This is a genomic window from Pseudomonas sp. H3_E07, assembly GCF_054668895.1.
On the sequence record NZ_CP162795.1, the window covers coordinates 5910703 to 5924001 of the forward strand.

Below are 13299 nucleotides of genomic sequence, written 5' to 3' on the forward strand. Positions count from 1 at the left end.
TAACGCTACAGGTCACGCATAAATATAATCATGTATATACAACCATAATCAAGCGAATTTTACTCGAGCATGGTCACTGACGAAGGGCAAGGTAATTTGGAGCTAATGAGCGACCGAAGAGTCGCTCGAAGGCATAGCGGTTACTTGAGGTTGCCGCTAAGGAACTGCTGCAGGCGCTCGCTCTTGGGGTTACCCAAGACATCTTTAGGTAAGCCCTGCTCTTCCACGAGTCCTTGGTGGAGGAACAACACCTGACTCGACACCTTGCGCGCGAAGCTCATCTCATGAGTCACCATGATCATGGTTCGACCTTCTTCGGCCAGACCCTGGATAACCTTGAGCACCTCGCCGACCAATTCTGGATCAAGCGCCGAAGTCGGCTCGTCGAACAACATGATCTCAGGCTCCATGGCCAAAGCCCGAGCGATAGCGACCCGCTGCTGCTGCCCGCCAGAGAGAAAAGCCGGATACTGGTCGGCAACGCGAGACGGCAAACCTACCTTGTCCAGATACCGCCGAGCACGCTCCTCAGCATCTTTCTTGCTGATACCCAGGACGCGGCGTGGAGCCATCGTGATGTTGTCGAGCACGGTCATGTGGCTCCAGAGGTTGAAGTGCTGGAACACCATCGCAAGCCGTGTGCGCAGCCGCTGCAGTTCAGAAGCGTCGGCCACATGCATGCCGTGGCGGTCATGCATCATGCGAATCGGCTGGTTATCCAGGCCCATGGCGCCGTCGTTGGGCGTTTCCAAAAAGTTGATACAACGCAAGAAGGTGCTCTTGCCCGACCCGCTGGCGCCAATCAGGCTAATCACATCGCCGGTCTTGGCGTTTAGGGAAACGCCTTTGAGTACTTCGTGGCTGCCATAGCTTTTATGCAGGTTTTCAACGGTCAATTTGTACATGTTCAAACACCCTGAATTAATGAGCCGGGCCGAGGAAAGACAGCCAGCGGCGTTCAGCCAGACGGAACAGGCCAACCAGAGAGAAAGTGACTGCGAGGTAAATCGCGGCGGCGATACCGAACGACTGGAATGTCAGGAACGTTGCCGAATTGGCATCCCGGGCGACCTTGAGAATGTCCGGCACAGTCGCAGTGAACGCGACTGTGGTCGAGTGCAGCATCAGTATGACTTCGTTGCTGTAGTTCGGCAGCGATCGGCGCAGCGCAGATGGCATGATGATGTAGGCATACAACTTCCAGCCGCGCAGTCCGAATGCCTTGGCCGCTTCGACCTCGCCGTGATTCATGTTACGGATCGCCCCGGCGAAAATTTCCGTGGTGTAGGCGCAAGTGCTCAAAGCGAAGGCAAGAATGGTGCAGTTGATTGCATCGCGGAAGAATGCGTCGAGCATGGGTTGCGCGCGCACCGCTGCAAGGCTGTAGATACCGGTGTAGCAGATCAGTAGCTGTATATACAGTGGCGTACCGCGAAACAGATAAGTGTAGAACTGTACCGGCCAGCGCACCCATACGTTGCTTGAGACCCTGGCAATCGACAGCGGGAGTGCCATCAAAAAGCCCAGGAAAAGCGAAGCACTTAGTAGCCACAGGGTCATCGCTAACCCGGTGATGTGATAGCCATCGCTGTAGAGGAAAGGCTTCCAGTATTCCTGCAGAAGTTCGATCATCGCACGGCCTCCCGGGTGCCTGCGGCATAGAGGATTTCCAGCCGGCGCAAGACGTAGTTCGATGCAGTGGTGATGACCAGATAGATCAAGGCCGCCAGCACCAGGAAAAAGAACAGTTGATAGGTGGTCTTGCCGGCGTCTTGAGCCACTTTCACCAGGTCGGCCAACCCAATAATCGAGACCAACGCGGTGGCTTTGAGGATGACCATCCAGTTGTTGCCGATACCCGGTAAGGCAAAACGCATCATCTGCGGGAACAGTACGTAGCGGAAACGCTGCGCGCGGGTAAGGCCGTAAGCAGTGGCCGCTTCCATCTGGCCACGCGGCACGGCGAGGATGGCGCCTCGGAAAGTCTCAGTGAAATACGCACCATAGATAAAGCCCAGCGTGATCACGCCGGCACTGAATGGATTGATCTCGATGTAATCCCACCCTAAGGCTGAGGTCAGCTGGGTGAGCCAGGTCTGTAAGCTGTAGAAGATCAGCAGCATCAGAACCAGATCCGGCACTCCACGAATCAGCGTGGTGTAGGCCTGTGCAGGGACGCGCAACAGCGCCGACGTTGAAAGCTTGGCACTGGCACCGATCAGGCCGAAAATCACGCTTAGCAGCAAGCAAAGGAAGGATAACTTGACCGTCATCCAGGTGCCTTGCAGCAAAAGTGGGCCAAAGCCCTTGAGGCTGAAGCCCGACAGCCCCAGCATCTGCAATAGGTTTTCTAACATGGGGAAGCCCTTCGTCAATCAGGAAAACGCCCATCCGTGAATGGGCGCAGCGTCGTTATTTGCCGCTGTAAATATTCTGATCACCGAAGTGTTTCTTTTGGATGGCCACGTAGGTGCCGTCGTCGTGGAGCGCCTGTATGCCTTTGTTCACTAGGGCTTTAAGCTCGGCATTGCCTTTGAGCAGACCGATCGCCGTTTTTGCTGGCAGCAGTTCGTGATGGACTGGCTTGCTCACTTCAAAGTCAGCGCCTTGCGGGGACTTCAGGAAACCCATTTCAGCTTGCAGCATGTTCTGAATCGAGGCATCGAGGCGACCCGTGACCAGGTCAGCATAAACCTGATCCTGGTTGGCGTAGGCCTGGGTTTTTACCCCGGCCTTGTTCAGCACGGCCTTGGCGTAGGCCTCCTCGGTGGTGCCTTGTTCATAGCCAACGGTTTTGCCAGCCAGCGTCGTGATGTCTTCGCTCAAGGCCGAGCCTTTCTTAAAGACGAAGGATGTTGGCACCGAGAACAATTCGTTGGAGAAATCGATGACTTTTTCCCGCGAAGAAGTCACGGTCATGGCAGAAATCACGCCGTCGAATTTATTGGCCCTGAGGCCAGGAATCATCCCGTCGAAATCACTTTCTACCCATTTGCACTTGACCTTCAGTTCAGCGCAAATCGCGTTACCCAGATCAATATCAAAGCCCACAAGGCTGCCGTCGGCGGCCTTGGATTCGAAGGGTGCATAGGATGGGTCGACTCCAAAGCGCAACTCCTTGTACTCCTTGGCAACGGCAATACCAGCCGCCGCGCACAGAGCCAATACTGATAAGGTCAAAATAGATTTTTTCATTGTTTTTATTCCTAATAACCAACAGAAGCGCTTGGGGCGCACGAGTACAGTTATGGAGCGCGTGTGGCATTACGCTGAACACACAGCCCCCAGGTTGCGGACAAACGTGTCGAGACACATGGTCGACTCTAGCGCGCAAATACATACTTGTACAGACAGGCCTAGGCAATCAGTCATCCTTTGATCTGATCGATTCCTTTCTGGGGATTTAGAAGACGCTAGAATTGCCTGTAAATAGGGGTTATCGGAGGTTTTTTCTCTAGAGGTCAGGAGGACAGTCAACCTCTTTAATCTCGATATGCGCCATGTGGCTGAGTTCGGGAGATGGCGTAGGCGGTTGGAGGCGGATCAGCATCGACCTATCGCGGACATGATCCTGAAGCCCCCTCGGCGACCCGGATGACTCCAAGCTCGAGATAGAATCTGAATTCGTACTACTGCCACAATCTCGGCGTAATAGAAGAAAAAAACGGATACGGCTCAAAAGTGGTGCGCGAAACATCCCGCATCAGGACGGCATCGTTGAACGCTTTTCGTAAATGCCTAGAAGTCAATCCATTGGGTCATTACCACTATGACAATGGGAAGAGCGACGCCTGCGAGAAGGGTTTGGCAAGCGATGATCCCAGCCATTAGTGGCGCATCTCCGCCCAACTGACGAGCCATGATGTAGGAGGATGAAGCGGTCGGCAGCGCCTGGAACAGGAGTGCTGCAATGGCAGCTTTCCCTTCAAGCCTGAACAGATGACAAGCTCCAAGCGTGACGAGCGGCATGACTAAGAACTTCACCAGAGACGAATAGCCGACCGGGCGTAGCCATTGCTTAATGCTCCCGAACTCAAGCGCGGCACCCACGCAGAGTAAACCGAGCGGCAGTGACGCTTGACCCAAGGCTTTGAGCATCGGCTCGATACCAACTGGTAGCCCCCAGCCTAAGACCTGGATCAACCCGCCGGCGAAGCAAGCGAGTACAAGTGGGTTCAGTGCCAACTGCTTGAGCACTTTGCTAAATGTCATTCTGCCGCTAGATCCGAACCTTGCGAAAACAAGTACGCACAGGATGTTAACTGTAGGCACTATCGCAGCGTTCGCGACGGCTGCCAGCGCTACGCCTTGCACACCAAACAAACCCGCCGCGGCAGAAACGCCAACGTAATTGTTGAAGCGTATGCCACCCTGAAAAACTGACGTGAATGTCGCATTGTCCCGAGTGATCAACGCTCTTGCTCCCAATAGCATTAGCGACACGACTACAGTCGACAATATAAGCACCGAGACCATGCTTTGAATGGGCACTCCATCAAGCTTGGCGGTCGCCAGTCCGTGAAAGAAAAGTGAAGGAAGCAATACGTAATATGCCAAGCGCTCTGCCTGCGCCCAGAAGGTATCCGCTAGAAATTGACGATGCTTGAGCCATGCGCCCAGCGCGATCAAAAAAGCGATGGGTAACAAGGCAATCAACAAAGAAAGGGTCATGCGCCCGCCTTGATTTTTTGCACCAAACGTTCACAGCCCGCGGTCAGGATGGACTCATCGGTAGCAAAGGAAAGCCTGAGATGTCCTGGCATCCCAAAAGCGCTACCTGGAACAGTTGCTATGCCCGCCTCAAGGAGCTTGAGCGCGAAGGCCTGATCATCATTGATCGTTTTGATCCTAGGAATAAGATAAAACGCGCCTTCTGGACATGCGACATCAATAGCTTCGCAGGCCCGCAGGATTTGGAGCGCGGCATCACGTCGCTGTCGATAAATTGCATTTCGCTCGCCCACCAACGCTTGAGGCCCAGTCAATGCGGAAACCGCCGCCAACTGGCTCAGGGTGCTGGTCTGAGTACAGTTCTGTGATTGAACCGAGCTGATCGTCGTGATCAATGACGTTGGCCCACACCCCCACCCCACTCGCCAGCCGGTCATTGCGTAAACTTTAGATACGCCATCCACGATCAGGATACGGTCTCTCAAATCAGGCGCCACCGCCGCCAACGTTTGGTAGGGATCATCCGTGTAACGAATTTCTGAATAAATGTCATCTGATAGCACCATCACCCCTGGATATCGACGCAGCACTTCGGCGATGGCCAACAGTTGCTCACGTGAGTAGAGCGCTCCTGACGGGTTGCCCGGCGCATTCAAGACGATCCACTTGGGCGACGTTGCCCGGCTAAGCGCTGCATCCAAATGCTCTGCAGTGAGGCGAAAACCTTGTTCTCTTGTAGTCGAAACAATCAGCGGTCGCGCGCCGCACATCTTGATCATGGCGGGATAACTCGCCCAATAGGGCGCGGGCACGATCACCTCGTCGCCACTTTTGAGGGTCGCTTGAAAAGCGTTGTAGATGATTTGTTTGGCGCCACAGCCGACGGCCACTTGATCATCGGCGTAATCGAGGTTTCGAATTTCTTTCATGCGCATTCGGATCGCGCGACGAAGTGGTTCAATACCGTTAGACGGTGAGTAGGTCAGGCGACCGCTGAGCGCAGCGTGCGCAGCTTCAAGAACGTGTGGCGGCGCGTTGAAGTCTGGCTCGCCCAATGTCAGGTCGATGACATCCCTGCCCTGCGCTCGCATCAACGCCGCTCGCTTTGCCATGATCAGGATAGGAGACTGCAGGATATTGTCTGCGGTAGGTGGAGTGCTCATGTCGCCCTCAAGAATGCGTCTGGATGGGCACCACGATAAGAAGTCGGACTCTAAAATAAAAACGATTTAAAATTCAGCAAACAACAAGTATCACTCATGGGTCGGTGTGCGGAGAATAAGCTTTCACGGCGTTCGCCAGGGCTGAAGCCAATCGCCTAAGCGGACGCTCTTCGCGCTCCAGTAATACAACGCGCCTGGTTTTTTGAGGCGTGCCGAACGGCTCAAAGGCGAGTGTGGTCAGGCTTTCGACTTGTTGCTGAGCGAGAGGAATGATGGATACTCCAAGTCCGCTTGAAACCATCTGGATAATCGCATCTTGGCTATCAAGCTCCATGCTGGTCTGCACCCGCATCCGCATAGTGCGAAGCTCCCGCTCAATGGTTCGACCCGCCCAGGCACGACGATCAAAGCGAATAAACGGCTGACTTTTGAGAAGAAGCTGCAAGTCCTCATGCGCGAGTGACACAGGCGCGATGATCCAGAAACCTTCCTCGTAAAGCACCGTGCTCACCAGGCCATAAGGGTGTGGTTTCACCGGCTCTGTGGTGATCGCAACATCTAGTTCGCCCGCTTCTACGCGCGTGGCCAACTCAGCAGACATGCCCGACGCAACAGTGATGCGCAGGTGCGGATGCAGGGCGCGCAATGCAGACAGTGCGAGGGGCAAAACGCCTGCCAGTGCTGTTTGGATGGCGCCGATTCTAAGCCTGCCCCGTAACTCGCTGTCGCCGCCAAGCTCAGAGGAGATGCCGTCATACAAGGCTAGAATTTCTCTCGCGCGCTCCACGGCGATATGGCCCGCATCCGTCAGTACCGGCAACCGTCGTGAACGGTCAAACAGGAGCGCGTTGAAATCCTCCTCCAACGACCGAACATGAAGGCTGACCGCTGACTGGGTGAGATGAACGGCGTCCGCTGCTCTGACGAAAGAACCGTGTTGGGCAATAGCAAGCAGTGTTCGAAGTGCGCGTAGAGACATAGCCATCATCCAACAAGTTGATGAGCGAGCTTACCAGTTGGTGCAGGCGTCTTGTTTGGACGCAGAGATCTTCCCTGCGATCCAATATGACCTGTGGCGAAATAGCGCACCCAGGAAAAATTTACTTCACTCTTTAAAGCGGGCTAAATAGTTGCCCCTTCGCGGCGATTTCATTTATGAGCTCGTTGAAACGTATCCGTCCCTGGATTGCCTGTCTGGCTGTCCTGCTCAATCTGTTCGCTATGCCGATGAGTCGTGCGATACAGGCACCAGACGTGCGCCTGATGCTTTGGGGTGGTTTTTGTTCAGGTGGGAACTTGAGCGCCCTTCCTGCAGACCTCGGCAAAGTAATTGATGCCCTGCAGCTGCCGCAATCGAAACCTGTCATGCAGCACGGCGACTGCTGTTGTGGTCATGCGGGACTTGCAGCGTTACCGTCCAACTACTACCGGCACTACCTACCGCCGTACACCCACAATACCGCCCTCGAAAATCCTGAGTTGCCCACGCTACATCCGAGAGTTCGTTGGCCAAGCCTAAGTCCACGCGCATCCCCTTTCGCCTGATCACAACACCGCTGACCTCATGCGGTGCTGCTCTCTTTAAATCCTTCTAGCGGCCTGCGATGGACGCTGAACGCCCTTAAAGTTTCTTGATCATCAGGAAGTGCGTGCTATGCCTGCTTCAACCACTTTGCGCCCTGCAAAGGCATTGTCTGTGTCCCGCCCCCTTTGGCCCCTGCTTTCAATAGGCGTGCTCGCGTTGAGCCCGCTGTCAGTGGCATTAGCTGAAGCCAGCAGAATCGAAAATTCAACCCTGACCCTAGGTGCGGTCAGCATTCAGGGCTCGGCAAGCGGCCCTTTGAGTACCAGCAACGTTCTCAGCTCGGTGGATATTCTCGGAGGAGACATCCTCGAAAAAATGCCAGTAAATTACAGCTGGGAACTGTTCAGTCGCGCACCGGGTGTCATGCTCACTGAATTCAACCAAGGCACGACCTCAGGGAAAATTTCCTTCCGTGGCTTTAACGGTGAAGGCGAAGTGAATGCCGTAAAGCTTTTGATCGACGGCATTCCGAGCAACAGCAACGACGGCAATATGCCGTTCATGGACATGATTTTCCCCATGGAGCTGGACAGCATTGAGGTGGTGCGTGGCACCAGCGATGCGCGTTATGGTCTGAACAACATTGCCGGCAACGTCAACATGCTCACCCGCACAGGTGGCGACTACAACAAGGCGCGGCTGCGTTATGGAAGCTTCAATACCCAAGAAGCACAGCTGGCCAAGGGAATTGAGAGCAGCAACTGGACTCAGAATTACTTTTTCGCCTATCAAAAATCTGATGGCTACCGGGATCATGCCGAAGCCGACAAGTTTTCAATGTCTGGCAAATGGTTCTACACGCCGGACGATGACAGCTACCGTATCGGCCTTATTGCTCGTCACTACGAAACTGAAGCTCAGGAGCCAGGTTATCTAAGAGAAGACGATGCACGTCATCACCCGGAAATGACCAACAGCTTCAACGCTACTGACAAGGGTACGCGTCGCATGAACCAAGTCAGTCTGCATTTTGATACAGACCTGGCTGATAACCTCGCTTGGTCAGCGAAGACCTACGTCAACACCTTCGATGACAGGCGTTGGACGCAATACTGGAGCACCAGCGCTCAACAGGAACGCGACGCTTACGAGACGCAATATGGCGCGCTAACCTCCGTGACCTGGCGACCGCAAGTCAGCTGGCTTTACGACTTCGCCTTGGAAGGAGGCGCAGACGTACAGCAGCAGCAAAATAAAAGTGAGCGCTATCGCACTAGAGACCGCACACGTCTAGCTACCACCCGCGACCAACAGTTCGACTTCGACACCTACGGCGCTTATGTCCAGGCAGAGATCAAACCTTTCGAGTCTCTGAAGATCGTACCCGCCTACAGGGTCGACAAGATCCAGGGCGACTTCACTAATGAAATGACCGGCACAGATTACGACATCAACGACTACGGGCTGATCAAGCAGCCGAAGATCAGCGTTGTCTATTCTCCCTGGGACGTTGCCAGCTTCTATGCGAACTGGGGACGTACCTTTCAAGTGGGCACCGGGGCGGCGGCTTACAAGATACCTCCCCGGGATACCGATCTGGCACCCTCGATCAACGAGGGCTGGGAAACCGGAATCAAGTTCACGCCGGATGACTGGGTAGACGGGCGCGTTGCTTATTGGCAGCAAGAGGCCTCGGGGGAAGTTAGTCGAAGGCTGAACGACCCAAGCGGCGAATCCGATAATGTTGGTGAAACACGGCGCTGGGGTTACGACTTGCAGATGAACCTGTATCCGAACGAACGCACCAATATCTGGATGGCCTACTCTTGGCAATATTCGAAAATACTCCAGCCGAGTGCCACGTTGCCTAACAGCAAAGGTCAGGAAATCGACCACATCCCGCATCACCTCTACAACGCGGGAATCAGCTACGACGCGACACCAGCATTACATCTGACGGCCTGGATGAACGGCCAGACCAATTACTACCTAGAACGGGAGAATAAAAAAGGGACGTATGGCGGTTACGTGCTGATGAACCTCGGCGCAACATACAAAGTGACACGATCAGTTAGTGTCGACTTACAGCTGAAAAACCTTACAAATCGTTATTATGAATATGCTTGGTATGACCCGGACGGTGCCCAGGCATCCCTACATTCCCCGGGTGATGGCCGTGCGCTTTACACCGGAGTGACTTTGGACTTCTGAGGAGGAATTCTGTTGAGGCCTATTAGGCCTCATCAGCTCCAAGGAATGCGCGTCTTCCTCACCGCAATCCGATTAACTAAGAGAAAGCTGGTTGGTAACTAATCGCCTGAGAAATCTATATGTATTAGGCTCATTCACTGTCGCATTCGAATACAATCTTACGCGATCTAGAAGCCAACAGCTTAATCAGTTCTTGCAGTTGACATGATCGAAAATGAGCATGCATAGATTGTTCGTCGCGCCAAAAAAATTCGATTATCCAACTATTCGATTCGGCGACCTTCCTCAACTCACATCCTGCAACACCTGAAGAACCAATCTCCAACAGCCCAAGAATATTACAAATATTATCTGCAAATTCATCATCCATGTTCACTTCGAACCCCATAGCGCTCTTCATAAGCCCCGACATAAAACCAATCTCCAAATCGAAAAAATAATTAGGCCGTGCGAATTACCAATACATCGCACAAGGATGTTCAAGTTACTAAATTTATCCCTAGGTGAGATTGGGCTATGCTGCAGCGTTCTAGGTTAAAGTTACGATAGACGAAAATAAGTTAAAAACATGACAAAAAATTGATGATTTCTGCCAAAATCACCAGAACCCACAAGGTGCTCTCCCGGAAGGTGTAACACAAATGCTTGTAAGATCTGTTCAGTTCATGACTTATCCCGAAGTTAGCCTTCTCGACTTAGCAGGCCCTTTGGATGTTTTTATTGCGGCTAACCACTTTGCAGACCCGGATCATCCCCCCTACTCCTTATCGATCCTTTCTTTAAGTGGAACCACTGAGATTTTCTCTAATTTCTCATTAAACGCTGCGGTTTTGGGAGCGGAAACACCGGGAGCGCACACGCTGATCGTCCCAGGCGGGCCTGGCATCCACAAATTTTGTGATCATCCAAAGTTTTTTACACATTTTGTAAGACATGCTGAAAATGCAAAGCGTCTAGTTTCCGTTTGCACGGGGGTATTTGCGCTAGCGAGAGCTGGAAAACTAAACGGGCGACACGTTACTACTCATTGGTCTGCCTATGACAAATTGGAAACAGACTTTCCATTTGTAAACGTAAGGCGCGGCCCTATATTTATTAATGACGGGGACTTATGGACTTCAGCGGGTGTTACTTCCGGGATCGATTTGGCGTTATCAATGGTTGAAGCCGACTTGGGGCATTCTGCTGCACTCGAAGTAGCACGACATCTGGTTGTTTTTTTAAAACGGCCAGGAGATCAAGATCAGTTCAGCTCATCTTTGACGTTACAGTCAAAAAGCAGTCAATTCTCAGATCTTCACGCTTGGCTAAATAGCAATCTTAATAGCGATTTATCGATATCTTCACTAGCAAATTTTATGAACATGAGTGAAAGAACTTTTGCACGTAAATATAGTGAAGTCACAGGTAGCACGCCGAGTAAAATGGTCGAGCAGATTCGCCTAGAAACGGCTTGCCACTTACTTGTGACGTCAAACTCGCCACTCAAAGCAATCGCCAATAAGTGTGGGCTAGGTGACGAGTCAACGTTTATTCGTAACTTTACAAAAAAATACTCCGTCACGCCCAAGGAATATCGAGAGCGGTTTAAGCCGCTTCTCTGAAAGGTTTTTCACATTAAGCGGCGGACTGAATACTATACTAACTTAGTATTTATATATTAAGCGTAATATCGAGCTTGATTCTTGGAAAAAAATCTAGTTCGCTATTTTTTTCTTCCAATTTTTTTTCACGGAAAAACATTCGCCGATACTCAGAAGGCGACGTGCCGAGGTGCACAGCGAATTGCTGCCTCAACGATAAAGGCGTTCCAAATCCTGCCTCACCGGCTACACATTCGATAGGCAGGTCAGTCGTTTCTAACAGCTCCTGCGCTCTGACAACGCGTTGAGCATTCAACCACTTTGAGACGGTACTGCCAGTCGATTCCCTGAATCGACGAGTGAAGGTGCGCCTACTCATTTTCGCCATGTCCGCCATTACGTCGAGCGACAGATCACTGGCCAAATTCATACGAGCCCATACCAGCACATCAGACAAGTGAGTCTCGCTGGATAGCTGCGGCACAGGATGCTCAACGTATTGAGCTTGGCCGCCCTGCCTGTGCGGCGGTGTCACCAGCATTTTTGCGGTGCGATTCGCTACATCGGCGCCGAGCCGCTGCCGTACCAAGTGAAGGCAACAATCTATTGCCGCAACGGTTCCTGCAGAGGTAATGATGTTGCCATCACTGACATAGAGCACTTCAGGCCTGAAACGAACTTCTGGGAACCGTCGCCCAAACTCGTCTCTGACTGCCCAGTGAGTGGTTGCTTCTTTGCCATCAAGAAGCCCGGCATCGCCGAGCACGAATGCTCCCAGACATAGCCCGACGATGAGCTTTTCCTGGAAATTTGCACGTTGTAAGGCTTGCACAAGCTTTGCAGACGCTGCGACCGAATGATCACCCCACGCCGGAATGACAATTACGTCGGATGCCTCCATCAGTTCCAGGCCATGATCGACCGCTAAGCCTATGCCCTGGTCGCTTATCACCATTCCCGGAGCCTCTGCACAGTAACTGACCTCGTAATGAGGTTCACCGGGTGCAGATTGAGCTGTTCCAAGCACCATTCCAGGGACGGAAAGATGAAACAGGCTGACTCCGTCAAAAGCCAGAACAGCAACGCGTGTGGATTGCATCAGTCAGCCTCACATTCGAGAACAGCGCAGGTTTTATGGCCCGATTATATCGAAATCTGTCATTCAGGCCACTGTTGAGTCCCAGAGTATTGGGCAAGAATGGAGTCACTGATGCAATAACAGGATTAACGAGATGAACTTTAAAACACTTCCAATCGCCCTTGGCCTTGCCTGCACTGCCGCAACCTCATCGGCATTTGCGAGCTCCGAGACTCTCAATTCCCCGGACGCGGCCCATAAAGTCGACTTGCAGCAAGTTCGGAACGCAACGGTAAAAATCTCCTACGGCGGCACGACCTTTCTGATCGACCCGATGCTGTCCAAAAAGGGTACCTACCCAGGATTTGAAAATACCTACCGTAGTGACCTGCGCAATCCCTTGGTTGATCTGACTGAGTCGCCCGAAAAAGTGATCTCTGGTGTAGACGCTGTCATCGTCACTCATACGCATCTTGACCACTGGGACGATGCCGCACAAAAAGCACTGCCGAAAGACATCCCTCTGTTCACGCAGCATGAGGACGATGCGAAGTTGATTCGCTCCCAAGGCTTCAAGAATGTGCGCGTACTGACTGACGAAGCTAAATTCGGCGGCGTCAAAATCACCAAGACCGGTGGTCAGCATGGCACCGACGAAATGTATGCAGTACCCGCTTTAGCGAAGCCTCTTGGCGAAGCAATGGGCGTTGTTTTTCAAGCTCCAGGCTACAAGACCCTTTACCTGGCCGGTGACACTGTCTGGCGTAAAGAGGTCGACCAGACCATTGAGAAATATCATCCCGAAGTCATCGTACTGAATGCCGGGAAAGCAATGATGACCGGCTATAAGGGATCGATCATCATGGGCGAGGAAGACGTTTTACGCGCCTCAAAGGCTGCGAAGGACGCGAAAATCGTCGCAGTGCACATGGACGCAATTAACCACATGTCCCTGACTCGTGAAGAGCTGCGCACATACGTCAAAAAGCAAGGTATCGAGAGCCGGGTCGATATTCCGGAAGATGGCGCTTCACTGGAGTTCTGACTCAAACCTTTTGGGTTCGGAAT

At 52.6% G+C, this 13299-nt stretch carries 12 protein-coding genes; 4 read left to right on the forward strand and 8 right to left on the reverse strand.

Annotation, left to right across the window (positions count from 1 at the left end; all coding sequences use genetic code 11):
• Positions 1-140: 140 nt before the first annotated feature.
• The 7 genes from AB4O08_RS27365 to AB4O08_RS27395 form a co-directional block, all read right to left on the reverse strand.
• A complete protein-coding gene (locus AB4O08_RS27365) occupies positions 141-905 on the reverse strand; it encodes an ABC transporter ATP-binding protein (protein ID WP_137201186.1) in 765 nt (254 codons plus the stop codon).
• 16 nt (positions 906-921) lie between these two features.
• Entirely contained in the window at positions 922-1632 is a 711-nt protein-coding gene (locus tag AB4O08_RS27370) for an ABC transporter permease (RefSeq protein WP_068933319.1), read from the reverse strand.
• A complete protein-coding gene (locus AB4O08_RS27375) occupies positions 1629-2357 on the reverse strand; it encodes an ABC transporter permease (protein WP_137201185.1) in 729 nt (242 codons plus the stop codon). Before AB4O08_RS27375 ends, AB4O08_RS27370 begins: the two co-directional genes overlap by 4 nt.
• 55 nt (positions 2358-2412) lie before the next feature.
• Positions 2413-3195 carry a transporter substrate-binding domain-containing protein gene (locus AB4O08_RS27380; RefSeq protein ID WP_101220338.1) on the reverse strand — a complete coding sequence of 261 codons (783 nt, stop codon included), beginning with the start codon at positions 3193-3195 and terminating at the stop codon, positions 2413-2415.
• Between the two features lie 543 nt (positions 3196-3738).
• Positions 3739-4671: an AEC family transporter gene (locus tag AB4O08_RS27385; RefSeq protein ID WP_101220337.1), complete on the reverse strand. Its 933-nt coding sequence runs from the start codon at positions 4669-4671 to the stop codon at positions 3739-3741.
• Positions 4668-5834 carry a pyridoxal phosphate-dependent aminotransferase gene (locus tag AB4O08_RS27390; RefSeq protein WP_137201184.1) on the reverse strand — a complete coding sequence of 389 codons (1167 nt, stop codon included), beginning with the start codon at positions 5832-5834 and terminating at the stop codon, positions 4668-4670. Before AB4O08_RS27390 ends, AB4O08_RS27385 begins: the two co-directional genes overlap by 4 nt.
• 94 nt (positions 5835-5928) lie before the next feature.
• Positions 5929-6813: a LysR family transcriptional regulator gene (locus AB4O08_RS27395; RefSeq protein WP_122461172.1), complete on the reverse strand. Its 885-nt coding sequence runs from the start codon at positions 6811-6813 to the stop codon at positions 5929-5931.
• A gap of 176 nt (positions 6814-6989) precedes the next feature.
• Between AB4O08_RS27395 and AB4O08_RS27400 the strand changes: the two genes are divergently transcribed.
• From AB4O08_RS27400 to AB4O08_RS27410, 3 genes are all read left to right on the forward strand, one after another.
• Entirely contained in the window at positions 6990-7379 is a 390-nt protein-coding gene (locus AB4O08_RS27400; protein WP_460114563.1) for a DUF2946 domain-containing protein, read from the forward strand.
• A 109-nt stretch (positions 7380-7488) separates the two neighbouring features.
• Entirely contained in the window at positions 7489-9570 is a 2082-nt protein-coding gene (locus AB4O08_RS27405; protein ID WP_122461176.1) for a TonB-dependent receptor, read from the forward strand.
• 665 nt (positions 9571-10235) lie between these two features.
• Positions 10236-11174, forward strand: coding sequence for a GlxA family transcriptional regulator (locus tag AB4O08_RS27410; protein ID WP_224265958.1), 939 nt, complete (start codon positions 10236-10238; stop codon positions 11172-11174).
• A 49-nt stretch (positions 11175-11223) separates the two neighbouring features.
• On the opposite strand, the gene AB4O08_RS27415 is transcribed toward AB4O08_RS27410, so the two are convergent.
• A complete protein-coding gene (locus tag AB4O08_RS27415) occupies positions 11224-12252 on the reverse strand; it encodes a GlxA family transcriptional regulator (protein WP_460114564.1) in 1029 nt (342 codons plus the stop codon).
• 133 nt (positions 12253-12385) lie between these two features.
• Here AB4O08_RS27415 and AB4O08_RS27420 point away from each other — a divergent pair, with 133 nt between their 5' ends.
• Positions 12386-13276 (forward strand): MBL fold metallo-hydrolase, encoded by an 891-nt coding sequence (locus AB4O08_RS27420; RefSeq protein WP_065945826.1) that lies wholly within the window; start codon positions 12386-12388, stop codon positions 13274-13276.
• Positions 13277-13299: the final 23 nt, after the last annotated feature.